Raw genomic sequence first — 26,488 nt, 5'->3', positions numbered from 1 at the left:
CATCATTCCGCCGCTTGCACCCGCGACAGGGCCTGACTGTCGGCCTCGCGCAGGATATCGCGCAGGATCGAGGTCATCCGGCGTACATTCGGCTCAAGCACCATCGAGTCGTGATCGCCGGGAACCTCGATCACTTGCAGGTTCGGCATCCACGCGCTCCAACCGTTGTCGGGCACGACATAGTCGCGCCCCGAGTTGATCCAGCGCCCTCCCGACACCTTCCAGCGCTGATCCAGCGGCGGGCGCAACATCGCCACAGGCCCATCCCAGACCGAAAGCTGCATTCCCGGTAAAGCGCCAAGGAACGCAGCTTCGATGGCCAGATCATGGAATGCCCCCGAGGCCTCTGCGCTGACTTCGGCCTCGACGGCTTTGGCTTTGCGACGGCGGAAGACCTCGTAAGCCACACGGTCGCGCAGCCATTTGGCCGCAAAACCGGGGCCGCCTTCGCCAAGTTCGCGGTAGCGGATCATCAGCCGGTCCTTGCGGCTGACCGGCTCGCGCAGCGGCAAGGGCGTATCGAGCATGACCAGCATCGCGACCTCTTGTCCGGACGCACGCAATTGCCGCGCCATCTCATAGGCCGTCAGCCCACCACCCGAGAAACCACCGATCAGATATGGCCCCTCGGGCTGGATCTCGCGCAGTTCGGCGATGTAATCGCGGGCCGCTTCCGCGAAGCTGTCATGCGGCTTATCATCGCCAAGCAACCCCCGCGCTTGCAGACCGTAGAAACGGCGATCGACGCCAAGACGCTGGGCAAGTTGGCGCAGGTTCATCACATTGCCGAACATGCCCGCAACGATGAAGAACGGCGTTCCGTCGCCGCGACCGCCCATATCCACCACGAAGCGCCGTTTGACCCGATCCGTCGAGACCAAGGCATGCACATTGTTGCTGGCGACCTCGCGCGGACCAGTGCGTTCCTCGATCAGATTGGCCAGTTCGGAGATCGTCGGAGCCTCGAACAGGGTCGATATCGGCAGATCCACGCCAAATTTCTTGCGCACCTGACCGAACAGCCGCACCGCGATCAAGGAATGCCCGCCAAGATCGAAGAAGCTGTCCGCCGCCCCGATCTGCGCGATCCCGAGAAGTTCGGACCAGATCGCGGCCAGATCGGTCTGGGTGCCAGCGGTAGGGGCGATGAAATCGCCATCAAGATCGGGCCGTTCGAACCCGCCCTCAGCCGGAGCCGCGCTTTCGGTCACGCTGGCTTCGGCGATCAATGCAGGCAGGTCCAGCGAGGACACAAAGACCTGCGACAGACCCGTCGAAATCGCCCTAGACAGCATTTGCGGACCGATGGCGGCAGGAATGCCCTGACTGATATTATGCTGAAGACGCCGCTCGGCGGGAGACAGACTGCGTGCGGGCTGGGTCCGGTTGCGTGGTGTGGCCGAAATCGCGGCGACCATCTTCCGCAACGAGAACCCGCGAATTTCCAGACAAACCGTCCCGTCCATAGCGGCGAGGGTGATGTCGAATTGCGCGATCCCCTGCGCGTCGCTGTTCTCGGCAGCATTGCGCACAAGGCTGGTCACCTGTGCTGGCAATGGCTTGTAGATCTCGATCGCACCATAGCCCATCGGCACCCAAAGGTGATCGGAACTCCAGCCACGGATCAGCCCCATGGCCCAGCCGGTCGCGATGTCCAGCAGCGCCGGATGGGTCAGCCAGCCCTGTTCGGGCTCATTGGCGAATTGCGGCTCCAGCGAAAGCTGCGCGACGCCATGATCGCCGGACTGGCGCATACGACGCAGCACCTTCCAACGTGGGCCGAAATTCATCCTAGGTTCCTGTGCCGAGTCCAGCGCCGCGCCCTGCCCGTCCTGATCCCACGCGCCGGACGTAACCAAAGGCGCTGGCACGACACCACCCAGCGCGGAAACCAGCGCGGTCACGTTCGGCTCACCCTGAGGATCGTCAAGGACAAGCACTCTGAAATCATCGCCCGAAGGCTCGACCCGCGTCGTGACCATGGCTTGATCGGTCACCAGCAAGGGGCGCTGGAATTCGAGTTCACGGATCGCGAGCGGCAGCCGAAGTCCCGCCTCGACCGCCGCTTCGGCGATCAGCTCGATCCAGCCGGTACCGGGCATCAGTGCTTGGCCCGATGCCGTCCTATGGCCGCCAATGATCCAGTCATCGGTCGAAAGAGCGGTCCTGAACTCGCGACCGCCGGGCAATGGCATGGACTGCGACAACAAAGGGCGACCAACCGGCGCGACAGACGGACCCGCGCGCTCGACCCCCAAAGCCCGCGCCGCCATGCCGGTATCGGCCCATACCCCCCAATTAACCGCGACCACCCGCCCCAATCCCTTCGGGGCAGAGCGCGCGACCGCATTCAGGTATTCGTTCGCCGCGACGTAATCGGCCTGCCCCGCTGGCGCGATCACCGCCGAGGTCGAGGCGAACAACACCGTCATTCCGACCGGTTCCGTGGCGAGCGCCTCGATCAACGCGCGGGTGCCCAGTAGTTTCGGGGCCAGAACATCCCAGCTATCATCATCGGTCTTGGCCGCGATCAGGCTGTCGCGCACGATACCCGCCGCATGTAGCACCACATCCAACTGACCGAACCGGGTTCGAGTCTCAGCAATGGCTCGCGCCATCTCGTCAGGGCTGGTCACATCCGCCCGAACGGCGATGACCTCGGCGCCCAGCGCCTGCAACTGGTGCAGCGCCGCGATGACCGCAGCGGAATCCGCCTTGCCCCGCGTCGTCAGCGCAAGCTTCGCGCCACCCCGACCGGCAAGTTCGCGCGCAATCGCCTGCCCGATGCCGCCGAAGCCACCGGTGATCAGGCAAACCGCGCCTTCGGGAATCCCCGCCATTCCATCAGCTTCAAGCGCGACGCGTTCCAGCGATTGCTCGAACCGGCGACCGTCGCGCCAAGCGGCAATGGCGGCGGTCGAGGGGGCCAGCACTTCTTCAAGCAGCATCGCCGCGACCGGATCAATCCCGCCGCGCCCTTCCGGAAGCCGGATATCGACCAGACGCGCCGTGACACTCGGCATCTCATGCGGCAGCACGCGGATCGGCCCCGCAGCCGTCGCCTTTTCCGGCACGGTTGCCGCTTCATTTGCGACCGTCAGCGCATCGTTGCAGATCGCAATCAGGTCCAGCGGCCTGTCCGGCAGTTCCGCGCCAATGGCCTGCGCCAGATGCAGAAGGCCGAAGTAACCGCGTTCAAGCTGGCTGTTCAACAGGCTCGATCCGGGCCGGAACCGTGCCCCCTGCGTCACCGACCACAGATGCAGGATACGCTGGGGCGCGCGATCCTGCGCCACCAGACCCGCAAGCAGTATTTCATAGCCTTCGCGGTCGGCCTCGACCGGCAGAGTGAACCGCCCCTCGCCCTTGGTCGCGAAAGTGTCGGCGATATGGACCGTCGCGACCCTTTGACCGCGTGCGCGCAGCAAATCGGCCAGCCGGTCGCCCAAGCCCAACTCATCAACGAAGATCAGCCAATCGTAAACGCCGGCTGCAACTGGCCCATCTGGCCCGAATTCCAGCGCAGGTGACGCCAACTTCCATGCCGGACGCCAGCCCCATTCTGCGGGCTCGACTATCCGTCCCAGTTCATTCCGCGTTTCGGCCACGGCAGCAGCACGTTCGATGAAGTAACGCTTCCGTTGGAACATGTAGCCCGGCAGTGACAACCGCTGGCGGCGCGCTTCGCCCCAGATCTGATCCCAATCGAAAACCCCGCCACAGGCCCAGAACCGAGCCAGCGCCGCCATGAAATAGGCATCGTCATCGGTTGCGTGGTCCTTGTGGCGCAGCGTCGTGATGACCTGATTGGCGCTGACCGCCGGATGTGCCTTGGCCATCGCCTGCATGGCACGTCCCGGCCCGACCTCAAGGAATATCCGCTCCGAATCCTGAGCCAGATAGCCGATTCCGTCGGCAAACCGCACCGTTCCACGCAGATGCTGGACCCAGTAATCGGGACTGGTGGCCTCGGCCGCGGTTAAAGGCACGCCACTTCGGTTCGAGATGATCGGGATCTGAGGCGGAATCAGCCTGATCGAGGCGAGGTAGCCACGGAACTCGTCCAGAATGCCATCGAGCATCCGCGAATGTGCCGCGATCGAGATCGCAATGCGCTGGCATTCGACGTCACGCGCAGCCATCTTCGCAGCAAATCGGTCAAGCGCCGCATCCGGTCCCGAGACGACCGAAAGGCTGGCTCCATTGACGGCGGCGAGATCAAGCCCCAGCACCTCCATTTCCGATCGGAAATCCTGCGGCTCAAGCGGGACGGACAGCATCCCGCCCGCCGGAACGCGATCAAACAGCAGGCCACGCAAGCGCACCAGACCGATGCAATCCTCGAATGACATCACTCCGGCAATGCAGGCCGCCGTATTCTCGCCCATCGAATGCCCGATCAGCGCCGAGGGACGCACGCCCCAACCGATCCAAAGCTGCGCCAGCGCATATTCGGTGATCATCAAAAGCGGCAATTGAAGCGAGGGTTGAAGCAGCAACCTGTCCGCATTGGCCTCGGCCCCCGGTTCGGGAAGCCACAATGCGCGCAGGTCCACAGCATGCGCCTGCGCCATGTGATCCAGGCCGCGATCCATCCATTCGCGGAAAACCGGCTCGGTCTGGTACAGGCCCCGCGCCATCCCCGCATATTGCGCGCCTCCGCCCGGCAGCATGAAGACCGCCTCCGCCCCGTCGGCAACCGGTTGCTGGTCAAAGACCAGACGCGGATCGGGGTTTTCAAGCAGGTCCGCCGCCTGAGCAGAGTCATGCGCGATCAGCACCCGACGTCGGGCGAACTGCCGCCGCCCCTGTGTCAAGGTAAAGGACAGATCCGCCAAATTGACGTCGGGATTGGCCCGCAACCAAGCTGCCAGCGCGGCGCTATTGGCATCGAGCGCCGCTTTGCTGCGCCCCGAGACGGCGATGATCTGGAACGGCCAATCGGATTCGTCACTGGCAGGAAGCTCCGGAGGCTGTTCAAGAATGGCATGGGCATTCGTTCCCCCTACCCCCAACGAGTTCACCCCCGCCCGCCGCTGTCCCGCAATGGGCCAGTCGGCCAGCCGGTCGTTGACCTGAAACGGGCCACCCGCAAAGTCTATTGCGGGGTTTGGTGCTTCGTAACCAAGGCTCGCCGGAATACGTCCGTGATGCACCGCCAAGGCCGATTTGATCAAACCCGCGCCGCCTGCCGCGGTGTCCAGATGGCCGATATTCGTCTTGACCGAGCCGATCCGGCACGGCCCTTGCCGTGCACCCTCGGAAACCCGCGCATAGGCTTGGTTCAAGGCCGCAACCTCGATCGGATCGCCCAAAGCCGTGCCCGTGCCGTGGCATTCGACATAGCCGATCGAGTCCGAACTGACGCCCGACATCACCAGCGCCTCGGCGATGGCCTGAGCCTGCCCTTCGACGCTTGGGGCCAGATAGCCCGCCTTGGCCGCGCCGTCATTGTTGATCGCCGAGCCCTTGATGACCGCCCAGATATGATCGCCATCGGCAATCGCATCCTTGAGCCGACGCAGAACCACCACGGCGGCACCGCTGCCAAAGACCGTGCCCTGCGCACGGTGGTCAAAGGCGTGGCAATGACCGTCCGGCGAAAGGATCTCGTTTTCCTTGTACAGATAGCCCAGACCATGCGGCATCTCGATGGTGACGCCGCCCGCCAGCGCCATGTCGCATTCACCCGACTGCAAGGACTGGCACGCCATGTGGATCGCCACCAGCGAGGTCGAGCACGCGGTCTGCACGTTGATGCTGGGGCCGGTCAGGTCAAAGACATGGCTGACGCGAGTGGAAAGAAAATCCTTGTCGTTACCAGTATGGCGCAACAGGAAATGTCCGACCCCGTCGACCAGATCGCGGTTCGAGCAGACGTTCCAGTAAAAATAACTGCCCATGCCGCAACCGGCCCAGACGCCGATCGGACGTTTGAAGTTTTCGGGCATATGGGCCGCGTCTTCCAGCGCGTGCCAGCAGGTTTCCATAAACTTGCGATGCTGCGGGTCCATGATCGCGGCCTCTTTGGGCGAAAGCCCAAAGAACTCGGCATCGAACTCGTCGAACTGGTCCAGAATTGCTGCCGACGGCACATAATGCGGATCGGAAAGCCGGGAGCGCGCTTCCCCTCGCGATATCAGATCGGCTTGCGGCACAGGCTGGATCGATTCCACGCCACGGCACAAATTATCCCAGTATTCCAAGACATTTGCCGCTCCCGGCAATTGCGCTGCCATACCGACAATAGCGATGTCACTTTCGGACACCGGCGTTTGAACGAAGGCCATCAACATCCCTCTTTCAATTACAATTCGCCCTTCTGAGCGAGAAACACAAAACAACTGGTGCGCGTATTCGGCATACCCAACTCTAGCCGATCCACCAAATGTTAAAACAACTTTGACCCCTAGCTTTTTCGGCAGAATCGATCCAGACGCGCCGTTTGGACACTTGTCCGGAAACCGATAGCATGGATGGATATTGGAGAAATCCTTGCGGCAGGGCTCTCGCATGCAATTCAGCTTTCCCGAAGCAAATCCTGTCCGGGTCAATTGCCCCGATTCCGCATCGGTTCTGGGCGAAGTACGCCGTCGGCTGTCCTCGGGATCGGGGTTTGCACTGGCCACGATCAATGTCGATCACCTGCAACGGCTTGGAGAGGATGTTTCCTTCCGTCAGGCCTATGCCGCACATGATCTGGTCTGTGCCGATGGCAATCCGATCGTGTGGCTGTCGCGGCTGGCGGGAAAACCGGTCAATCTGGCGGCTGGCTCGGATCTGGTCCTTCCCTTGGCGCAACTGGCTGCATCCGAAGGGATGCCGATTGCCCTGATCGGCAGCAGCGAGGAATCCTTGGCGCTGGCGGCAAAGGCGATGCAAGCGCAGGTTCCGGGCCTGAGAATTGCCTTGTGTCATGCGCCGGGCTTTCCCTTTGATCCGAACGGGGACGAAGCGGCTGCGATCATCGAAAGCATCCGCCAGTCAGGGGCGCGGCTGTGCTTTCTGGCCCTTGGCGCGCCTCGGCAGGAACTGTTCGCCATCCGCGCCCGCGATGCGCTCGGGAATGTCGGCTTCGCCTCGATCGGTGCGGGGCTGGATTTCCTGTCGGGGCATCAACGCCGCGCTCCGGTCGCGATGCGGCGGATGAAGATCGAATGGATCTGGCGCATGCTGTCCAATCCAAAGCGGCTGGCGATGCGCTATGCGAAAGGCTTCGCGATACTGCCCGGCCATGCCGCCGCAGCGATCCGGCAACGTATCCGCTAGGCGTCCGTCGCCAGAACCAGCCAATTCGAACCTTCGGGCGAGATATGGATGATCTCGCCTGCCTCTGGCAGCGCCACCGAGGGCGCATTGAAGCGGTCGAGAACGATCTCTGACCCGTCCACCCGCGCCCGAACCCGCTGGACCGAACCCAGAAACTCGGCCCCGACCACTTCCGCAGCGATACCGTGATCGGCAAGCGTCAGCCCCTCGGGACGCGCCGCCAAGGTTACCTTCCCCGATTGCAGCGGACGGTTCAGGCTGAATTCGGTTCCGGCGACCCGCACCCGCCCCGAGGCCGCGTCCAGCACCTCGGATTCGAAACGGTTCAGCGTGCCGACAAAGCCCGCCACGAAGTCGGTTGCGGGTTGGTTATAGATCTGGCGTGGCGTGCCCGTCTGGTCGGCGACTCCGCGATGCATCACGACGATACGGTCCGAGATCGACAGCGCCTCTTCCTGATCATGGGTTACAAAGATCGTGGTGATGCCCAACTGGCGCTGGATCTCGCGGATCTGGTTGCGCAGGCTGACACGGATCTTGGCATCCAGCGCAGACAACGGTTCGTCCAGCAGAAGCACCCGAGGACGCGGGGCCAAGGCACGGGCCAGCGCGACGCGCTGCTGCTGACCGCCCGAAAGCTGCCACGGGTAACGCTGGCCCAGATCGGGCAGGCCGATCAGTTCAAGCATTTCCGTCACGCGCCCCGAACGCTCGGACCTTGGTACGCCAGCGACTTTCAGACCGAAGCCGACATTCTCGGCCACGGTCAGGTTCGGGAACAGCGCATAAGCCTGAAACACCATGCCGATCTGGCGCTGGTTGGGGCGTAATCCGGTAACGTCCTGCCCGTCGATAACGATCCGCCCTTCGCTGGGGCTCTCGAACCCCGCAACCATGCGCAGAACCGTGGTCTTGCCGCAACCAGAAGGGCCAAGGAACGAAATGAACTCTCCTTTTTCGATATGCAGGTTGAAATCATGGACCACTTTGGTCGTACCAAAGGATTTCTGCAGGTGGTCGAGAACAAGAAAGCTCATTTCGCGGTCTTTCGTACGCCCGCGATGCGGGAAATCAGTTGCATCAGCCCCATGCAGCCCCAAGTGGCAGCAAAGGCAATGACGGCCAGAGCGGCGGGCTCATAGGCACGGTTCGCACCCAGAAGCTGCATATAGGGACCAAACGCCGGACGGTTCAGCAGCGCGGCCATCGTGAATTCGCCGATCACGATGGCAAAGGACAGGAAAGCCCCCGACATCACCGCGCCCAGCACATTGGGCAGGATCAGATTGCCGATGATACGGACCCATCCCGCCCCAAGCGACTGCGCCGCCTCGGTCAGGGTCCGGACGTCCAAGGTCGACAGGCCGGTATCGACGGCGCGATACATGTAAGGCAGCGCCAAGGTCGCATAGCCACACAGAAGCAGCAGGTTCGTGCCCGAAGCCGTGCCGGTCAGCGGCAAGATCGACGATGTGTTATACAGCCGGATATAGCCGAACACGACCACTATTGCGGGAATGACCAAGGGCAACAGGGTGATGAACTCGATCACCGGACGCAAGCGCGGCAGCCGCAGGCGTACCCAATAGGCCGTCGGCACGACGATCAGCACGCCAAGCACAATCGTCGCCAGAGCCATCCCCACCGAATAACCGAAGGTCGCGCGGAAATTCGGGTCAGCCAGAACCGAGCGGTAGGCGTCCAGCGAGTATTCTCCCCGCCGCATCCGCAGCGAGAACTCCAGCGTCCCGATCAATGGCAGCAGGAAATACAGCGCGCCGATAATGATCGCGCCCCAAGACCAGAACTTTCTCATCGCATCCATCTTTCGGCGCGGCTGCGCATGATGACATAGGCAAGATTGGCCAATCCGGTGATGACGATCATGCCGAAGGCCATGGCGTAACCCAGATGTGGGTCTTGCAGCACATCGCCCCGGATCTGGGCGAACAGCATAATCGGCACAATCGACAGCGACGATCCGGTCAGCGCATAGGCCGTGGCCACCGCACCGAAGCTATTGGCAAAGAGCAATGCGAATGTCCCCAGCAGCGACGGGAACAGGATCGGCAGCGCGACCATGCGCCAGTATTGCCCCGTGCTGGCGCCCAATACCTCTGCGGCCTCGCGCCATTCGCGCTTGAGCCCCTCCAGCGCGGGGGTGATGATCAGGATCATCAGCGGGATCTGGAAAAACAGATAGGTCAGCGTCAGCCCCCAGAAGCTGAGCAGATTGAAGCCCATCGCGTAGATATTGATGCCGAACCACTGCCGCAGCAGCATCGTCACCAGCCCGACCCTGCCCAATGTCGCGATAAAGGCGAAAGCCAGTGGCACTCCGGCAAAGTTCGAGGCCACGCCCGAAAAGGTCATCAGCGGGCCGCGCACCCAGCCCGGCAACCCGCCCATGACCACCGCCGCCGCGATGGCAAAGCCGATCAGACAACCAAGGATTGCCGAGGCCAGCGAAATCTTGATCGAGATCGCAAAGCTGCTCACGATCCGCGGCGAGGACAGACCGGCAAGATTTGCCAAAGTGAAATGGCCCTCGGGGTTCTGGAATGCGCCAATGACGATGTTCATCGTCGGCAGCATCAGAAACAGCGCGGCAAACGCGAAAAAGGGCACAACGCCCAGCCAGTTCCAGCCAAATCTGCTCATCTCTGCCCCGTCAGAAGGAAGACCCCGCCGGTCAGGGCGGGGTCGTTGGCATTATTCCTTGACGGCAGCGCCGACGACGCTGTCCCAGCCGCCGGTCACAACGGTCTTGTTGGCCTCTTGCTGTTCAAGCGTGGGGAAGATTGCCTTTTCGTAGGCCGCGGCCTCGGGCAGCGCATCCAGCAGCTCCTGAGGAACCTTGCCCGCCTTGACCAGATCGTTGAAGCGGATCGGGTGGCAGTAACCTTTGAGCCAGCCAAGCTGACCTTCATCCGAATACAGGTACTCCATCCACAGCTTGGCGGCGTTCGGATGCGGCGCATAGGCCGAGATCGCCTGCACATAGACGCCCGCGACGACACCATCCTCGGGGATGATGACCTCGACCGGCGGGTTGCCGTTCAGACCATCGCGCCAGGACAGCAGGTTATAGTCCCAAGCGGTGACGATCGGAGTCGCACCTTGAGCGATTGTCGCCGATTTGCCGATGACCGGAACGAAGTTGCCAGCCTTGTGCACCTCGGCCATCAGCTCCATGCCCTTTTGGCCCGACGCCTCTCCCGCTTCGCCGCCGTTGGCGATACCCGCTGCCATGACCGAAATGATCGCCTGCGCCGAGGCGCGCGGATCACCTGCCAGCGCGAAAGCATTGGCATATTCGGGCTTGGTCAGATCCTTCCACGACTTCGGAGCGTTATCCACCAGATCGGTGTTCACGCCGAAAGCCATCACGCCGTAATAATCGCCATACCAATAGCCATCGGCATCCTTGGCATCAGCCGGAATCGAATCCCACGTGGCGACCTTGTAGGGCTGGATCAGCCCCTCGGATTTGGCTTGCGGCCCGAAAGACAAGCCAACGTCAATCACGTCGGGGGCCTGCGGACCCTTGTTGTCCTTGTTGGCGCGGATCGCCTCAAGCTCGTCGGCCGAGCCCGCATCGGGGTTCAACTCGTTGACCTGAATTTCGGGGTACTTCTTCTTGAAGCCTTCGATCACCGCGCCATAGCCGCACCAGTCATGGGGCAACGCGATGGTGGTCAGCATTCCTTCGGCCTTGGCTGCCGCTTCCAACGCGGCCAGATCCTGCGCCGATGCGGCCCCCGAGGCCGTCAACGCGATCAATGCGGCAACACCCGCTGCAGTCGATTGAATGGTCATGTCGCAAACTCCGTTCGATCCTGAGCCGCGATGGGCGGCATCCCGTGCCACCTAACGACGCCCAGTGACAGTGTTGCGACACAACGTCCTGCAAGGCAAAGCTAATTTGTCTATATCGCCCGTTTTTTCGGACAGCTAATCGACAAGCGTCACGGTGGCTTTCATCGTGCGACCGGCAAGGTTGTAATCGGCCTCGATCCGGCTGCCTGCCAGCGCAGGAGCAAAGCCCGCGAAAGCCCCGAGCGAGATGATCGATCCGGCCTTGAGTTCGTAATGCCCCTGCTCGATCAACCACAGCACGACGTCCAGCGGATGGCCCATCAGCATCTCGCCGCGCGAGATCGCGATGGTCGCACCGTCCAGCTTCAGCGCGACGGACATCTTCGCCAGATCCTCGACCGGATCGGCAAGGTCGGCAATGGCGATCCCCTCGCCCAGAACGCCCCGCCACGGCGTGCCGCCATAGGCGACCATCAGCGGGCCGGTCGGAACCGTGCCGCGGGAAAAGGCGATATCGGGAAATTCGATAAACGGCCGCACATCGGTCAGCGCCGCCGCAACCTCTTCGCGGGTCTTGGCCCGCATGATGGCGGACGAACCGACGGTGACCACCAGATCCGCCTCGTAATGGGGCAGGCGACTTCCCTTGAGGCTGAGCTTCGTACCCGTCGGCAGCAGCATCGGCGCGAACAGTGCCCCCGAAACCGGATCGTTGATGCCAAACCGTGTCTGCACATCGCGCGAGGTGAAGCCGACCTTCACCCCGACGGGTGCGCCCATCTCGGCTTCCAGAACCGATCTGAACGAGGCATAGGCGCAATTCGCGTCATTCAGATTGCGTACCAAGGGATCGGGCAAACGCTGACCCGCAATCCAGCCCCGCGCGGCATTCTGCATCAGAGAGACATCCGGGCATGCGGCTTCGACAGCAGAAACGCAGCAACCCAAAACTGCGCCCAGAATCAACGCCTTCATGCTGCCCCTCGACAACCCAACTTTTCCGCGACGATGCAATATCAAGCGCAAACTGTCACGGGGAATCCTGCAACTTTCCCGCGACAAGGTTTGCATCCCCGCCGTCATCCAATAGAAGGACTTACCCCAGAACAGCAGGCCGAACGATGAGCGACCAACCCACCCCGATGATGGCCCAGTATCTCGCGATCCGCGACGCCAATCCGGGGGCGCTTCTGTTCTATCGCATGGGCGATTTCTACGAGATGTTCTTTCAGGATGCAGTTGAGGCCTCGGCTGCGCTCGACATCGCCCTGACCAAGCGCGGCACTCATATGGGAGAGCCGATCCCGATGTGCGGCGTTCCGGTCCATGCCGCCGAAAGCTACCTGCTGTCCCTGATCCGCAAAGGCTTCCGCGTCGCCATTGCCGAGCAGATGGAAGACCCCGCCGAAGCCAAGAAGCGTGGCTCGAAATCCGTCGTGGCGCGCGATGTGGTCAGACTGGTAACCCCCGGCACCCTGACCGAGGAGACCCTGCTAGAGGCCCGCCGCCACAATTTTCTGGCCAGTTTTGCCAATGTCCGCGACGATTCCGCGCTGGCTTGGGTCGATATCTCGACCGGCGAGTTCCGCGTCATGTCCTGCCCCGAGCCGCGCCTTGCCCCCGAACTCGCGCGTCACGTTCCGCGCGAATTGCTGGCGGTCGAGGGCTCGCGTCTGGACGATATCGCGACCGAGGCAGGAGCCGCGCTGACCGAACTGTCCGCAGGCAGTTTCGACAGCGCCGCAGGAAACCGCAGGCTATGCGCGCTGTTCCACGTGGAAACGCTTGAAGGTTTTGGCAATTTCTCGCGCTCGGAACTGGCCGCGATGGGGGCCATCGCCGACTATCTGGAAATGACGCAAAAGGGCCGGATGCCCTTGCTGCGTCCCCCCGTCCGCGAGGAGATGGGCGGCGCGATGCAGATCGACGCGGCGACCCGACGCAATCTGGAACTGACGCAGGCGCTTTCGGGCGGACGCGAAGGCTCGCTTCTGGCTGCCATCGACCGCACGGTGACCGCAGGCGGCGCGCGACTGCTGGAACGCCGCATCAGCGCGCCCTCGCGTGATCTGGCATTGATCCACGACCGGCAGGCCGCCGTTGCGCATCTGGTCAACGATCCCCGCCTGACCGCAGACCTGCGCGAGGCGTTGACCCGCGCCCCCGACATGGACCGCGCCTTGTCGCGCCTTGCGCTGGAACGCGGCGGCCCGCGCGATCTGGGCGCGATCCGCGCCGGTCTGACCCAAGGCGGCACAATTGCGGCAATGCTGGGCGATGACAGCATCCGGATTCTGGCGGACGCCGCCCGCGACCTGACCGGACATAACGAGTTGATCGACCTGCTTGACGAGGCCTTGGTGGCCGAACCGCCTCTGCTCGCCCGCGACGGCGGCTTCGTTGCGCCGGGCTACGACGAGGATCTGGACGAAACCCGCCGCCTGCGTGACGAGGGTCGGGGCGTCATCGCGCGGATGCAGGCCGACTTCATCGCCGAGACCGGCGTGACCAGCCTCAAGATCAAGCATAATAACGTGCTGGGTTACTTCATCGAGACCACCTCGACCCATGCCGAGCGGATGCTGGCCCCGCCGTTGAACGAGCGTTTCATCCACCGCCAGACCACCGCGAACCAGATCCGCTTTACCACGGTCGAACTATCCGAACTGGAAACCCGCATCCTGAACGCCCGCGACCGCGCGCTTGAAATCGAACGCGGGATCTTTTCGCGTCTCGCCCGTGCCGTTCTGGACCTCGCACCCCGGATCGGCCAAGCGGCCCGCGCCATGGCCGAAATCGACCTGACCGCTGCCTTCGCCGATATTGCCTGCGGCGAGGCCTGGGTCCGGCCGCATGTCGATAACAGCCGCGCCTTCGAGATAAAGGGCGGTCGCCATCCGGTGGTCGAACGCGCCCTGAAGCGCAAAGGCGAGGCCTTCGTCGCCAATGACTGCGCTCTGACCGAAGGCACGACGCCCGCGATCTGGCTGCTGACAGGTCCGAACATGGCGGGTAAATCGACCTTCCTGCGCCAGAACGCCCTGATCGCCATTCTGGCGCAGGCCGGTGCTTTCGTTCCGGCAAGCCACGCCCATATCGGCGTGGTCAGCCAGCTTTTCAGCCGCGTCGGCGCGGCGGACGATCTGGCGCGGGGCCGCTCGACCTTCATGGTCGAAATGGTCGAGACCGCTGCCATCCTGAATCAGGCCGACGACCACGCGCTGGTGATCCTTGACGAGATCGGGCGCGGCACGGCGACATGGGACGGCTTGTCCATCGCTTGGGCGGTCATGGAACATCTGCACGCCAAGAACCGTTGCCGTGCGCTGTTTGCGACCCATTACCACGAGATGACCTCGCTTTCGGCCCGCCTGTCGGGTGTCGAGAACGCCACCGTGGCCGTCCGTGAATGGGAAGGCGAGGTGATCTTCCTGCACGAGGTCATCAAGGGCGCGGCGGATCGCAGTTATGGTGTTCAGGTGGCCCGATTGGCCGGTCTGCCGCTTTCGGTCGTCGAACGCGCCAAGGAAATCCTGCACGAACTGGAAAACGGCGAGCGCGAGGGTGCGGGCAAGCCCGTCGCGTTGCTGGATGACCTGCCGCTTTTCCGCGCCAATCCCGCGCCCCCGCCCGCTCCTCGTGCCAAACCTTCGCAGGTCGAGAACCGCCTGCGCGATCTCAACCCCGATATGATCACCGCACGCGAGGCGCTGGATCTGGTCTATGAACTACGCGCCCTGATCGATTCAGCCAGTTGATTCCGGACCACCCGCCGACCCGCTTCCGTTCTGTTTCAGGCGCAGATCGACCAATTCCAGAATCCGGTCGGTCGCGCGTTGCCCGATGCGGATACCCAGATGGCTTTCCGCGATCGTCGGCACGCTTTCCTGATCGTCGATCCCCAACACGTCCGCAAACACGGTCGCGTATCGGCACCCCGAGACATGGGCCTGAGACAGGAAATCCCCCCAGCGAGCCAGTTGGGTCTGGCGTGTGCCGATCTCGATCACCAAGGTATCGGGCCGCGCATAGATCATGTTGGCAAGTCCCGCGCCATGCGGAGCCACGACGATATCCGCCGCCTGCATGCTGGCAATCTGTTCTAACGGGGACAGGTGCTCGAAGCAAACGGACTGGAATCCCCGCTCCCGCAGAGCCTCCAGCAACGGGCGCTCGCCGGACAAGCCGCGTTTTCGGGCGTCGCCCTTTTCGTCCCTGTCCATCCAGACCATTCGCGGCAAGGTCGATAGCAGGTTACGCGGCATTTGCTGCAAAGCACGTTCGCGCAGCAGTCGCAGGGATGTGTCGAATGACGCGCAAAACAGTTCCCGCCGCCCCTCGATCGTTTCCCCAAACGAGGCATCCGGATTCAGATCGGGCGCCTTGCCAAAACCCTCATCGATCCGCTTGTCATTGGCCTGATAGACGTAATGCCGGTGATTGAAGACCGACCGGACCGCAGCATATTGGCGCGGCCCAGTAAGGAACCGCACGCGCGGGAATAGCTCTGGAAACAGTGCCTCGATGAAATCGGCCACAAAACCGCGCTGCTTGCCGCGCCGCAAATGGATGTTGATTGGCTGGCCGGTTTCGTCGCCGATGAAATGCGCCAGCACCCCAAGGGTTTCGACACTGAAGTGGTAATAATTATAGCCGTTCCGCAACTCGATCGCGATTTCGAGGTCGTCGCTCGGCTGGCGCCAGACCGGAGGCTGGTACGGCGGCCCAAGCCTACCCTGTCGAAACGCGACAGCCTGCCGGTCGCGATTCCACGGACCGTAATTCTGCAAGTCGTATCTGTGTCGTAAACGGTCGCCCGCAGCCCCGTTCAACCAGTAGCGCCCGTTGATCGTGGCGAAGGACTGGTCAAATTCGGCATCGGTCAGAACCACCGGAGCAGACTTGATCTCGACCGCAAGCTTCGGAAGTCGTTCCTGCTTTTCGTCGATCAGGGCCTGCTGCAGATCGAACATGGCGCCGTCGTCACTGGCCGCGAACATCTCGATGCGGGCCGCAGGTACAGGCCGCATGATCCAGCCGGGACGTGGGGGCAGATAATACATGCCCGCATGGATCGAGGGCATGTGAAACGCGTCCATCGGCATATGCCGCAAATCCAAGTCCATTGCTGACTGCTCGCTTAGGGAATCTGGTTGATCTGGTCACCAAGGACGGTGCGGTTAACTGCCCACCTTGCCGAAACTGTCGCGCAACGCAGCGGACCAGGCCGCCGACATTGCCATGAAGTCCGGATCGCCGTCCAGAATACGGCGGCGATGCGTGATCCGCAGCCCGTCGCGTTCGATCACCGCAAGGTCCAAGGGCATCCCGACCGACAGGTTCGATCGCAAGGTCGAATCCATCGACAACAGCACGGCCTTTTGCGCATCGGCCAGATTGGTTTCGGGGGTCACGACGCGGTCGAGGATCGGTTTACCGTATTTATGTTCGCCGATCTGCAGGAAGGGCGTGTCATCGGTCGCCATGATGAAATTGCCCTGCGGATAGACCAGAAACAGCCGCATCTCGCCGCCTTTGCGCTGGCCCGCCACGATCATGCTGGCACTGGCCTGCTGGTTCAGATCGCGGGTCTGCTCGGAGATTTCGCGGCGGGTGCGGTTCAGCGTGTCTCCGATGATCGACGCCACCTGCAACATCGAATCCGCCTTCATGATCGACGTGGTATGATCGGCCTCGGGATCCTCGATCGCTTCCTGCAATCGACCCAGAGTGGTCTGGGTGACCGACAGACTGCCCGCCGTCATGATGGCGATCACCCGCTCGCCCGGTTCCTCGAAGAAGAACATCTTGCGATAGGTCGAGATGTTATCCAGTCCGGCATTGGTCCGCGTGTCGGACAGCAACACCATCCCTGCATCCAGTTTCAGCCCGACACAATAAGTCATTTCCAAGATTCCACGGCCATACCCCGCCCAGACATAGGACGGTCAGGGCAGCGGTGCAACTTGACCGTCCGCCGGTTACTGCTCTTGTTGCACTTCCTCGACATGGACGCGCACATCCAAACTTTCGACGCTGATCCCGAAGGCCATGCCGCGCACCGGAGCCGCGTCCTGCGCGTCATAGCCCGAGCCCAGCCGGACATAGCGTTCATCGGGACAACAGGCATTCGCCGCGTCGAACCCGACCCAGCCCAGCGAGCCGACATGGATTTCCGCCCAAGCATGCGCCGCGTCATGCGGCTTCCCTTCGACGCTGGTATGCAGATAGCCCGAGACATAGCGCGCGGGCAGCCCGCATTCCCGTGCGCAGGCGATCAGTGCATGGGCATGATCCTGACAGACCCCCTGCCCCAGTTCCAATGCCTCGGCGGCCGAGGTCGAGGCCTCGGTCACGCCGGGCGTATAGGTGATCGCCTCTGCCACGGCAGCCATCAGCTTATGTGACAGATCCAGCGCATCGTCGCCCTTGACCGATCGCGCCAGCCGGATCAACGCCTCATCTGCCTTGGTGGCCGGCGTGTCGCGCAGATAGACAATAGGATTGACGGTTTCGCGGTGGCCGCGCAGGACGCCCGCCGTATCGCGCGTTTCGATCATCCCGTTGATCGAAACCGTGACAGTATCGACCGGACCACGGACCGACCAACCTTCGATCCAATCCCCCGCACCGTCGCGAAAAGCCACGCCGCGTTGTCCGCTGCTGACAGTGATATGCCATTCGCAGACCCGTTGCCCTTCGTGAACCGAAGGGGTCAGCCGCAGGCTTTGCACCAAGGCCTCGACCGGCGTGTCATAGCTGTAACTGGTCTCATGGGTGATCTTGAGTTTCATCGGCGCGTCCTCCCTACATCCGGCCGCTGAAATAATCGTCATGCACGGCATTCGAGATGACCGAGATCTCGCTGATGAACCAGCTCAGGAACTCGTGCAGTCCTTCGTCGAAGATGGCATCAATATCGCGCGCCATCAGTTGCTCCAGCGTCTTTCGGGCGCTGACAGATGCCGTCGAGGGCACGCTTTCGCCATAGCGCCGCGTCAGCCCGTCCAGATTCCACACCGCCTCGTAAAGCGAGGTCAGCAGCGAACGCGGGCTTTCCCCGTTCAGGATCAGGAAGTCGGCAACCTTGGTGGCCGTCACCTCGCCGCCATAGGCCCAGTGAAAGGCGCGATGTGCCGACAGCGCGCGCAGGATCACCTGCCATTGGTAATTGTCCAGTCCCGAGCCGACGAATTCGACCCGTGGCAGCAGCACGTAATATTTCACGTCGAGCAGCCGCGAGGTCGCATCGGCCCGCTCAAGCGAGTAACCCAGATTGATGAAATGCCAGCCGTCATTGCGTAGCTGCGTGGCGTTGATCGCACCGCGAACCGTCGCACCGTGGCGGGTGGTGAAATCGGTCAGAAGCGCAGTGTCCAACTCGGCGCGCGGTCGGGCTTTCAGCTGGCGCAATTCCTGAAATGCGGTGTTCAGCGCGTCCCAGACCTGATTGGTCAATGCGGTGCGAACGATGCGTCCGCTTTCACGCGCCCGCTCGATGCAGGAGGCCACGGACGAGTGGTTTTCCTTATCGAAGAACAGCCAGCTTTCGATATTCTCCTGATTGATCCGGTCGCCGTAATGTTCGGCGAAATCGTTCTGCGCACCAGATGCGCGCAACAACGATTCCCATTCGTTGCGGTAGCCTTCCTCGGTGTTGGGCAGCAGCGTGATGCGGGCCCCGACATCCAGCAGGCGGGCGGCGGTTTCGGCGCGCTCCAGATGACGGCCCATCCAGAACAGGTTCGAGGCGGTACGGCTAAGCATGGACGAGCTTCCTTATTCCGTCAGAACCCAGGTGTCCTTGACCCCGCCGCCCTGCGACGAGTTCACGACCAGCGAGCCTTCGCGTAATGCCACGCGGGTCAAACCACCCGGCACCAGTTCGACCCGATCACCGCATAGGCAATATGGTCGCAAATCGACGTGCCGAGGGGCAATGCCTTCGGCGACAAAGGTCGGACTGGTCGATAGCGCCAATGTCGGCTGGGCGATGTAATTGCTGGGATTGGCCTTGATGAGTTCGGCGAACTTGGCGATTTCCTCTTTCGTGGCCTTGGGGCCGATCAGCATACCGTAACCGCCCGAGCCATGGACCTCTTTGACGACCAGATCCTTGAGGTTCGCCATGACGTATTTGTAATCGTCATCCTTCCACAGCGTCCATGTCTGGACGTTCTGCAAAAGCGGCTCCTCGCCAAGGTAAAAGCGAATCATCTCGGGCACAAAGGTATAGATCGCCTTGTCATCGGCGACGCCCGCACCGGGGGCCGAGGCAATCGAGACACCGCCCGAACGGTAGACATCCATCAGGCCCGGAACGCCCAGCATGGAATCCTTGCGGAAGCAAAGCGGGTCAAGGAACGGGTCGTCGATCCGGCGATAGATCACATCGACGCGTTTCGGGCCTTGCGTCGTACGCATGTAGACAAAGCCGCCATCGACGAACAGATCGCTGCCTTCGACCAGTTCCACGCCCATCAGATTGGCCAGAAAACTGTGCTCGTAATAGGCGCTGTTGAAATGGCCGGGTGTCAGGATGACGATCGTCGGTGCCCCCTCGCATTTGGCTGGCGCGACCGAGGCCAGCGTCCGGCGCAGCAATTCGGGGTACTGGTCCACCGGCTCGATACGGTTGTTGCGGAACAGGCCGGGAAACATCCGCATCATGATCTCGCGGTTTTCCAGCATGTAGCTGACCCCCGAGGGCGTGCGGCAATTGTCCTCGAGGACGTAGAAATCGTCGCGTCCGGTCCGCACGATGTCGATGCCCACGATATGCGAGAACACGCCGCGCGGCGGAACAAAGCCCACCACCGCTTTTTCGTAGGCAGCATTCTCGTAAACCAAACGGGCGGGGATGCGCCCCGCCCTGACAATCTCGCCGCGTGAATAGACATCGCGCAGAAATGCGTTCAGCGCCCGGGCGCGCTGCTTGATACCGCGTTCAAGCTTGCGCCATTCGCTTTGCATGAACACGCGCGGGACCATGTCGAAGGGGATCAACCGGTCGGGATCTCCGCCCTCGCCATAGACCGCGAATGTGATGCCGATGCGCCGGAACAGGGCTTCGGCCTCGGCTTGCTTCATCTGCCGCATCTCGGCGGGCATCGAGGCGACCCAATCGGAAAGCATCGCATAGGGCGGCCGCACCTCGCCGCTTTCGATCATTTCGTTATAGGACATCGGACCCCTCATCCCTCACCACTGCCCACGATCTTCGCAATCGGGCGAGAACTGTCCATGCAGCCGACAGAATTTACGCAATTGAAGTTCCGGCTTGCACGGTTGCAGGCAGATTCTGCCAAATTATCGTGCACCCGGTAGGATTAGCTTTCAACTGCGGTCTGCAGGAAATCGATGCGTTGTCACGGCGGTGCCCACGCGTCGCGCAAGCGCGCGAAGACCCGATCCCACCATGCGGAAAAGCTGGCGCGACCGCCCCAGCGGGGAATCAGTTAAGGCAGACCGGAACGGGATAGCGACCGTCTTCGAACTCACCGAACATCTCGTCGACTTCAGGATGGTCGATCGGTTCGCCCGAGACATCGAGCATCAGGTTCTGTTCGGACACATAGGCGACGTAATATGTCGCCTCGGTCTCGGCATAGAGGTGATAGAAAGGCTGGTTGCGCGAGGGGCGCGAATCCTCGGGAATGGATTCGTACCATTCCTCGGTATTGGCGAATTCCGGATCGACGTCGAAAACCACCCCGCGGAACGGGTGTTCGCGGTGACGGACGACTTGGCCGAGGCTATATTTCGCGGTTTTGGACGGGATCCGCATCGAGCTTTCCTATTGCCCTGCGCTCATAGCGCGGTGAACCGCTGCTGTCCACCTTAGCCGCACCAAGGCCAATCAGTTCGGCGGAAGCTCGTGATGGACGGGAATGCGCCCTTCATCGGTCAGGACATGCTGACCCGTCTCATCCAGCACCAGCACGCTGAGCGGGCCGTCATAGGCCGCTCCGGTATCGACGGCCAGCCGATTGCCGAAATGCGTCACCTGCTCGACCACGGTATGGCCGTGGACGACCAGAAAACCGTGATCGGTCGTGTCGTCAAGAAATCCCTTGCGGATCCAGACAAGATCCTGCTCGACCTGATCGGCCAAGGCGACACCCGGACGGATGCCCGCATGAACGATCAGCACGCCCGGCAACTGATGCCAAAGCGGTAATTGCTCAAGCCATTGCAGTTGCGCTTCGGGCACCACTTTCGTCACATCATCCAGCACGTCTCCATGGCTGCGGCCATCAATGGCAATCCCGTACGAGGCCAAAGTCTGCGCCGCGCCCAGATTGCGGTGTTCCAGCCAATGCATCCCCGAGGCCAGACCGGGATCGATCCATTCCGGGGTCCGGACAAAGCGCGGCAGGAAGCGGTCGTGATTGCCCTTCAGCACGATCCACGGACGTCCTTCGGCCTGACCCTGCATCAGATAATCGATCACACCCCGCGAATCCGGCCCGCGATCGATCAGGTCACCGACATGGACGACCTGCCCACCGCCGCCTTGTGCTGCGTCATCCACGGCGATCCGCTCGTGCGCCGCCTTCAACAGTTCCAGTTGCCCGTGAATATCACCAACGACATAGGTCCGCATGAAAGCCTCCGGAATGAAAAAGCCCCCGGAGATTACTCCGGGGGCTGTCAGGTTCAAGGTTAGGATCAGACTTCGAAGTTGATCGGGCGGACCTGAATGAACTTGCCGGTCGCGCGAAGGGCTTCGATCACTTCGGGCTTAAGTTCCTCATCCAGATAAAGAATCGCAATCGCGTCATCACCCGCTTTGGTGCGGCCAAGAGTGAAGTTGGCGATGTTCACGCCCAAATCACCTAGCGTCATTCCCAGTGCACCGATCACGCCCGGGACGTCCTTGTTGCGGGTGTACAGCATGTGCTCGCCGATCTCGGCATCGACATTGATGCCACGGATCTGGATGAAGCGCGGCTTGCCGTCGCTGAAGACGGTGCCGGCGATCGAACGCTCGCGCGTTTCGGTCACGACGGTCACCTTGATGTAACCATCAAAAATGCCACCCTTGGCTTGGGTAGTGGTCGCAACCTGAACGCCACGCTCGGTCGCCATCACCGGGGCCGAGACCATGTTCACGTCGGGATTGGTCGCCTTCATCACACCCGAAATCACCGAGGCGTTCAGCGCCTTGAGGTTCATCTCGGCTGCGACACCGTCGTAAAGCACGTTGATCGCCTTGATCGGCTCATCGGTCATCTGGCCGATAAAGGCACCCAAATGCCCGGCGAGCTTGATCCACGGGCCCATGACGGCGGCTTCCTCGGCGGTGACCGAAGGCATGTTCAGCGCGTTCGAAACCGCGCCGGTCAGCAGGTAATCGGCCATTTGCTCGGCCACTTGCAGCGCGACGTTTTCCTGCGCTTCGTTGGTCGAGGCACCAAGATGCGGCGTCACAACGACGTTCGGCAGGTTGAACAGCGGGCTCTCGGTCGCCGGCTCGGTCGCGAAGACGTCCAGCGCCGCACCAGCAACATGGCCCGATTTCAGCAGCTCGGCCAGTGCTTCTTCGTCGATCAGACCGCCGCGCGCGGCGTTGACGATGCGCACGCCCTTCTTGGTCTTCGCCAGATTCTCGCGCGACAGGATGTTCTTGGTCTTTTCGGTCAGCGGCACGTGCAGGGTGATGAAATCGGCCTTGGCCAGCATCTCGTCCAGCTCGACCTTCTTCACGCCCAGTTCCAGCGCGCGCTCTTCCGACAGGAAGGGGTCATAGGCCAGAACCTTCATGCGCAGGCCAAGCGCGCGGTCGATCACGATAGAACCGATATTGCCCGCACCGATGATGCCAAGCGTCTTGTTGAAGACCTCGACGCCCATGAAGCGGTTCTTTTCCCACTTGCCGGCATGGGTCGAGGCCGAGGCCTCGGGCAGCTGGCGCGCCACGGCGAACATCAGCGCGATGGCGTGTTCGGCGGTGGTGACGCTGTTGCCGAACGGCGTGTTCATCACGATCACGCCCTTTTTCGAGGCGGCCGGGATATCGACGTTGTCGACACCGATACCGGCGCGGGCGATCACCTTCAGGTTGGTCGCGTTTTCCAGCAGTTTTGCGGTGACCTTGGTGGCCGAGCGGATGGCAAGGCCGTCATACTGACCTATCACCTCGGCCAGCTTGTCCTTGTCCTTGCCCAGATCGGGCATGTAATCGACCTCGACGCCGCGATCGCGGAAGATCTGAACGGCGGTTTCCGAAAGCTTGTCCGAAACGAGAACCTTGGGCATGTCTCTATCCTTTGGATATGCGGGGCCGGACAGCGACCAATGGGTGCTGCGGCGCATTCACTTCTGTATTCAGGTTTGGTTCGGGGGACAGCGCCCCCGATCCGGTCCGATCAATCAGGCTTCGACAGCCTGAGCTTCGATCTCGGCGTTGAAGGCGTATTCGATCCACGGCATCAGCGCGGCGACATCGGATGCCTCGACGGTCGAGCCGCACCAGATGCGCAGGCCAGCCGGCGCGTCGCGATAGGCACCGGCGTCCAGCGCCACGCCCTCTTTTTCCAGACGCTTGGCGACAGCCTTGGCGAAAGCCGCCCCGTCCTGGATGCGCGGGTCGGTGAATTTCAGGCAAACCGAGGTGGTCGAGGCCGTCGCGGCATCTTCCGCCAGATCGGCGATCCAATCCTTGTCCGCGATGAAGTCACGCACCGCCGCCGAGTTGGCATTCGCGCGGGCTTCCAGCCCCTTCTGACCGCCCAGGCTTTGCGCCCATTTCAGCGCGACCAGATAATCTTCGACGCAAAGCATCGAGGGCGTGTTGATCGTCTCGCCCTTGAAGATGCCTTCGATCAGCTTGCCGCCCTTGGTCATGCGGAAGATCTTCGGCATCGGCCAAGCCGGGGTGTAGCTTTCCAGACGGGCAACGGCGCGGGGGCTGAGGATCAGCACGCCATGCGCGCCCTCGCCACCCAAAACCTTCTGCCAGCTGAAGGTCACGACATCCAGCTTGTCGAAGGGCAGATCCATCGCAAACGCGGCCGAGGTCGCGTCGCAGATGGTCAGGCCTTCGCGGTCAGCCGGGATCTTGTCGCCATTCGGAACGCGGACGCCCGAGGTCGTGCCGTTCCAGGTGAAAACGACGTCATTGTCGAAGTTGACTTCAGCGAAATCGACGATCTGGCCATAGGGGGCCTTACGGGTCGTGGCGTCCAGCTTCAGCTGTTTCACCACATCGGTGACCCAGCCTTCGCCAAAGCTTTCCCAAGCCAGCATCTCGACATGGCGCGGGCCCAAGAGCGACCACAGCGCCATTTCGACCGCGCCGGTATCAGATGCGGGGACGATGCCGATGCGGTAATCGGCGGGGACGCCAAGGACTTCACGGGTCAGGTCAATGGCTTCGGCAAGTTTCGACTTGCCAATCGCTGCACGGTGCGAGCGGCCCAAAGGCGCATCAGCAAGCATGTCGAGCGAGAAATTCGGAATCTTCGCGCAGGGGCCCGAAGAGAAGCGCGGATTGACCGGGCGCGCAGCCGGAGCAGTCATGCTCATATGTGTAGCCTTCCAGCTAGATAGCGCCGCGTTGGGGCGGCGTGTCCCGCTGACGCCAATATATCCGGTCCATGATTCAGGCAAGAATTTTTTATCCCTCGCCCCGAAGATTTTAATCGCGGCCCTTCATTGAAGCGGAGCGGCGCTTTGGCTAGTCCTGCCGTAACCCCTTTGCCCCCCGGGAGGTCTCATGTTCACCGTCTCCGTCCTTGCCGCACCGCAACGCGCCAATCTTAGCCCCGCCTTCGTCGAGGAACTGCGCCACGACTGGAACGGCGGCCATGTGATCTGGCTGAACGAGGGAATCGCTGCCGAATTTCCGGTCGAGACCCAGCCAGAAAACTTCTGGCTGATCTGGGAAATCCTGCAAGGCAAGGGCTTCGACCTTGCGATCCAGCCGACATCGGGACGGCGCAAATCGGTCCTTCTGGCGGATATGGATTCGACCATGATCCAGCAGGAATGCATCGACGAACTGGCCGATTTCGCCGGTGTCGGCGAACGCGTCGCAGCCATCACCGCGCAAGCCATGAACGGAGAACTGAACTTCCACGAGGCGCTTGTTGCCCGCGTGGGCCTGCTTGCCGGATTGTCGGAATCGGTGGTGGATGAAGTTCTGGACAGCCGGATCACCATGGCTCCGGGTGGCAAGCAACTCGTCGCGACGATGCGCGCACAAGGCGCCTATACCGCGCTCGTCTCGGGCGGGTTCACGGTCTTCACCGGACCGGTCGCCACGGCACTTGGTTTTGACGAGCACCGCGCCAATGTCCTACTTGCGGACGAGAACATCCTGACCGGGGCGGTCGCGCTGCCGATCCTTGGCCGCGAAGCCAAGATCGAGGCGCTCGAGGAAATTACCGCCGCCCGCAACCTCACTCCGGCAGACGCGATCGCAGTGGGCGACGGGGCCAACGACCTAGGCATGCTGCAACGGGCGGGCACCGGAGTTGCGCTTCACGCCAAGCCCGTCGTCGCCGAACAGGTCAGCCTGCGGATCAATCACGGCGATCTGACCGCGCTGCTTTATCTGCAGGGCTACGCTGCCGAAGAATTCGTCGGATAAGTCGAACCTGCTAGGGTCCGGCTTCAAAAGCGCCGGACCCGCCACTTCACAAACTTGCGAACAAGACCGTTCAGTGACAGAAGCATAGCATGAATATGCGCCTTAAAGCCCTGTCTGTCCATTTGCTGACCGCCACCGGAGCGGTTCTTTCGATGTTGGCCCTTCTGGCCGCGGCGAATGCCGAATGGTCCCAGATGTTTCTATGGCTGGTCATCGCCCTGATCGTCGATGGCGTCGATGGACCCCTGGCGCGACGCTATCAGGTCAAGGCAAACTGGCCGACCTATGACGGCGTCCAGATGGACCTGATTATCGACTATTTGACCTATGTCTTCATTCCGGCCTATGCGCTGTTCAAATCGGGACTTCTGCCGGGCTGGACCGGATGGATCGCCATCATCGCCATTACCTATGGCAGCGTGATCTATTTCTGCGACACAAGGATGAAGACCCGAGACAACTCTTTCGCGGGCTTTCCGGCATGCTGGAACATGTTGGTTCTGGTGCTTTTCGCGCTTGAGCCGAACTTCTGGGTGATCCTTTTCGTCGTCGTAGCACTGGCTTTCACCATGTTCACCAACGTCAAGTTCATCCACCCCGTGCGCACCGAACGCTGGCGCTTCATCTCGTTGCCGGTCACGGCTGCATGGGTCGGCTTTGCCATCTGGGCCGTTCTGGTCGATTTCCACCCCGACAGCATCGCGCGCTGGGGCCTGTTGATCACGTCGCTTTGGCTGACCTGCGCCGGTTTCCTGCAACAACTGACCGAGAAGCGGGCTTGATCCGTCGGGCCATTGGCTGAAA

The 26,488-nt window shown here is 61.9% G+C and carries 19 protein-coding genes; 4 read left to right on the top strand and 15 right to left on the bottom strand.

The features are described from left to right. Nucleotides 1-2: 2 nt before the first annotated feature. Nucleotides 3-6,290: a type I polyketide synthase gene (locus GL286_RS08770; protein WP_155095176.1), complete on the bottom strand. Its 6,288-nt coding sequence runs from the start codon at nt 6,288-6,290 to the stop codon at nt 3-5. Between the two features lie 223 nt (nt 6,291-6,513). Between GL286_RS08770 and GL286_RS08765 the strand changes: the two genes are divergently transcribed. Next, the gene (locus tag GL286_RS08765; protein WP_155095175.1) at nt 6,514-7,269 is read left to right on the top strand and encodes a WecB/TagA/CpsF family glycosyltransferase; all 756 of its coding nucleotides are present in this window, start codon (nt 6,514-6,516) and stop codon (nt 7,267-7,269) included. Here GL286_RS08765 and GL286_RS08760 read toward each other — a convergent pair. The 5 genes from GL286_RS08760 to GL286_RS08740 all read right to left on the bottom strand — a co-directional run bounded on the left by GL286_RS08760 (nt 7,266) and on the right by GL286_RS08740 (nt 12,063). Then, entirely contained in the window at nt 7,266-8,306 is a 1,041-nt protein-coding gene (locus GL286_RS08760; RefSeq protein WP_155095174.1) for an ABC transporter ATP-binding protein, read from the bottom strand. The genes GL286_RS08765 and GL286_RS08760 overlap by 4 nt on opposite strands. Then, a complete protein-coding gene (locus tag GL286_RS08755) occupies nt 8,303-9,085 on the bottom strand; it encodes an ABC transporter permease (RefSeq protein ID WP_155095173.1) in 783 nt (260 codons plus the stop codon). Before GL286_RS08755 ends, GL286_RS08760 begins: the two co-directional genes overlap by 4 nt. Continuing rightward, nucleotides 9,082-9,930, bottom strand: a complete 849-nt coding sequence (locus GL286_RS08750) for an ABC transporter permease (RefSeq protein WP_155095172.1) — start codon at nt 9,928-9,930, stop codon at nt 9,082-9,084. The genes GL286_RS08755 and GL286_RS08750 overlap by 4 nt, the downstream gene beginning before the upstream one ends. 51 nt (nt 9,931-9,981) lie before the next feature. Beyond that, nucleotides 9,982-11,088, bottom strand: coding sequence for an ABC transporter substrate-binding protein (locus tag GL286_RS08745; protein ID WP_155095171.1), 1,107 nt, complete (start codon nt 11,086-11,088; stop codon nt 9,982-9,984). 135 nt (nt 11,089-11,223) lie between these two features. Further along, nucleotides 11,224-12,063, bottom strand: coding sequence for a hydratase (locus tag GL286_RS08740; protein ID WP_155095170.1), 840 nt, complete (start codon nt 12,061-12,063; stop codon nt 11,224-11,226). Nucleotides 12,064-12,209: 146 nt separating this feature from the next. Between GL286_RS08740 and mutS the strand changes: the two genes are divergently transcribed. Next, the gene (gene mutS / locus GL286_RS08735) at nt 12,210-14,846 is read left to right on the top strand and encodes a DNA mismatch repair protein MutS (RefSeq protein WP_155095169.1); all 2,637 of its coding nucleotides are present in this window, start codon (nt 12,210-12,212) and stop codon (nt 14,844-14,846) included. On the opposite strand, the gene GL286_RS08730 is transcribed toward mutS, so the two are convergent. The 9 genes from GL286_RS08730 to GL286_RS08690 form a co-directional block, all read right to left on the bottom strand. After that, nucleotides 14,835-16,214 carry a glycosyltransferase 61 family protein gene (locus GL286_RS08730; RefSeq protein WP_155095168.1) on the bottom strand — a complete coding sequence of 460 codons (1,380 nt, stop codon included), beginning with the start codon at nt 16,212-16,214 and terminating at the stop codon, nt 14,835-14,837. The two genes, mutS and GL286_RS08730, sit on opposite strands and share 12 nt — an antisense overlap. A 54-nt stretch (nt 16,215-16,268) precedes the next feature. Beyond that, nucleotides 16,269-16,994, bottom strand: a complete 726-nt coding sequence (locus tag GL286_RS08725) for an Ntn hydrolase family protein (protein ID WP_155095167.1) — start codon at nt 16,992-16,994, stop codon at nt 16,269-16,271. Nucleotides 16,995-17,069: 75 nt separating this feature from the next. After that, a complete protein-coding gene (locus tag GL286_RS08720; RefSeq protein ID WP_155095166.1) occupies nt 17,070-17,882 on the bottom strand; it encodes a transglutaminase family protein in 813 nt (270 codons plus the stop codon). A 13-nt stretch (nt 17,883-17,895) separates the two neighbouring features. After that, nucleotides 17,896-18,855 (bottom strand): alpha-E domain-containing protein, encoded by a 960-nt coding sequence (locus tag GL286_RS08715; protein ID WP_155095165.1) that lies wholly within the window; start codon nt 18,853-18,855, stop codon nt 17,896-17,898. Nucleotides 18,856-18,867: 12 nt separating this feature from the next. Beyond that, nucleotides 18,868-20,274, bottom strand: coding sequence for a circularly permuted type 2 ATP-grasp protein (locus tag GL286_RS08710; protein ID WP_155095164.1), 1,407 nt, complete (start codon nt 20,272-20,274; stop codon nt 18,868-18,870). A 268-nt stretch (nt 20,275-20,542) separates the two neighbouring features. Continuing rightward, nucleotides 20,543-20,875, bottom strand: coding sequence for a heat shock protein HspQ (gene hspQ / locus GL286_RS08705; RefSeq protein WP_155095163.1), 333 nt, complete (start codon nt 20,873-20,875; stop codon nt 20,543-20,545). Between the two features lie 72 nt (nt 20,876-20,947). Next, complete coding sequence (locus GL286_RS08700; RefSeq protein ID WP_155095162.1) at nt 20,948-21,694, bottom strand: metallophosphoesterase; 747 nt, start codon at nt 21,692-21,694, stop codon at nt 20,948-20,950. A gap of 65 nt (nt 21,695-21,759) precedes the next feature. Beyond that, nucleotides 21,760-23,349, bottom strand: a complete 1,590-nt coding sequence (gene serA, locus GL286_RS08695; RefSeq protein WP_155095161.1) for a phosphoglycerate dehydrogenase — start codon at nt 23,347-23,349, stop codon at nt 21,760-21,762. 114 nt (nt 23,350-23,463) lie between these two features. Beyond that, nucleotides 23,464-24,618 carry a phosphoserine transaminase gene (locus GL286_RS08690; protein WP_155095160.1) on the bottom strand — a complete coding sequence of 385 codons (1,155 nt, stop codon included), beginning with the start codon at nt 24,616-24,618 and terminating at the stop codon, nt 23,464-23,466. Nucleotides 24,619-24,808: 190 nt separating this feature from the next. Between GL286_RS08690 and serB the strand changes: the two genes are divergently transcribed. Next, nucleotides 24,809-25,684, top strand: coding sequence for a phosphoserine phosphatase SerB (serB, locus tag GL286_RS08685; protein ID WP_155095159.1), 876 nt, complete (start codon nt 24,809-24,811; stop codon nt 25,682-25,684). 89 nt (nt 25,685-25,773) lie between these two features. Further along, nucleotides 25,774-26,466, top strand: coding sequence for a CDP-alcohol phosphatidyltransferase family protein (locus tag GL286_RS08680; RefSeq protein WP_155095158.1), 693 nt, complete (start codon nt 25,774-25,776; stop codon nt 26,464-26,466). Nucleotides 26,467-26,488: the final 22 nt, after the last annotated feature.

The organism is Paracoccus aestuariivivens (assembly GCF_009711225.1).
GTDB classification, from domain to species: domain Bacteria; phylum Pseudomonadota; class Alphaproteobacteria; order Rhodobacterales; family Rhodobacteraceae; genus Paracoccus; species Paracoccus aestuariivivens.
This window is presented reverse-complemented; position numbering and strand designations above follow the sequence as displayed.

Bases quoted from the DNA above. Each gene is read 5' to 3' on its own strand.
- mutS (WP_155095169.1), top strand. From the start codon at position 12,210: ATGAGCGACCAACCCACCCCGATGATGGCCCAGTATCTCGCGATCCGC.
- GL286_RS08765 (WP_155095175.1), top strand. From the start codon at position 6,514: ATGCAATTCAGCTTTCCCGAAGCAAATCCTGTCCGGGTCAATTGCCCC.
- serA (WP_155095161.1), bottom strand. From the start codon at position 23,349: ATGCCCAAGGTTCTCGTTTCGGACAAGCTTTCGGAAACCGCCGTTCAG.
- GL286_RS08715 (WP_155095165.1), bottom strand. From the start codon at position 18,855: ATGCTTAGCCGTACCGCCTCGAACCTGTTCTGGATGGGCCGTCATCTG.
- GL286_RS08760 (WP_155095174.1), bottom strand. From the start codon at position 8,306: ATGAGCTTTCTTGTTCTCGACCACCTGCAGAAATCCTTTGGTACGACC.
- GL286_RS08770 (WP_155095176.1), bottom strand. From the start codon at position 6,290: ATGGCCTTCGTTCAAACGCCGGTGTCCGAAAGTGACATCGCTATTGTC.
- GL286_RS08710 (WP_155095164.1), bottom strand. From the start codon at position 20,274: ATGTCCTATAACGAAATGATCGAAAGCGGCGAGGTGCGGCCGCCCTAT.
- GL286_RS08740 (WP_155095170.1), bottom strand. From the start codon at position 12,063: ATGAAGGCGTTGATTCTGGGCGCAGTTTTGGGTTGCTGCGTTTCTGCT.
- hspQ (WP_155095163.1), bottom strand. From the start codon at position 20,875: ATGCGGATCCCGTCCAAAACCGCGAAATATAGCCTCGGCCAAGTCGTC.
- serB (WP_155095159.1), top strand. From the start codon at position 24,809: ATGTTCACCGTCTCCGTCCTTGCCGCACCGCAACGCGCCAATCTTAGC.
- GL286_RS08725 (WP_155095167.1), bottom strand. From the start codon at position 16,994: ATGACTTATTGTGTCGGGCTGAAACTGGATGCAGGGATGGTGTTGCTG.
- GL286_RS08755 (WP_155095173.1), bottom strand. From the start codon at position 9,085: ATGAGAAAGTTCTGGTCTTGGGGCGCGATCATTATCGGCGCGCTGTAT.
- GL286_RS08750 (WP_155095172.1), bottom strand. From the start codon at position 9,930: ATGAGCAGATTTGGCTGGAACTGGCTGGGCGTTGTGCCCTTTTTCGCG.
- GL286_RS08745 (WP_155095171.1), bottom strand. From the start codon at position 11,088: ATGACCATTCAATCGACTGCAGCGGGTGTTGCCGCATTGATCGCGTTG.
- GL286_RS08690 (WP_155095160.1), bottom strand. From the start codon at position 24,618: ATGAGCATGACTGCTCCGGCTGCGCGCCCGGTCAATCCGCGCTTCTCT.
- GL286_RS08700 (WP_155095162.1), bottom strand. From the start codon at position 21,694: ATGCGGACCTATGTCGTTGGTGATATTCACGGGCAACTGGAACTGTTG.
- GL286_RS08680 (WP_155095158.1), top strand. From the start codon at position 25,774: ATGAATATGCGCCTTAAAGCCCTGTCTGTCCATTTGCTGACCGCCACC.
- GL286_RS08730 (WP_155095168.1), bottom strand. From the start codon at position 16,214: ATGGACTTGGATTTGCGGCATATGCCGATGGACGCGTTTCACATGCCC.
- GL286_RS08720 (WP_155095166.1), bottom strand. From the start codon at position 17,882: ATGAAACTCAAGATCACCCATGAGACCAGTTACAGCTATGACACGCCG.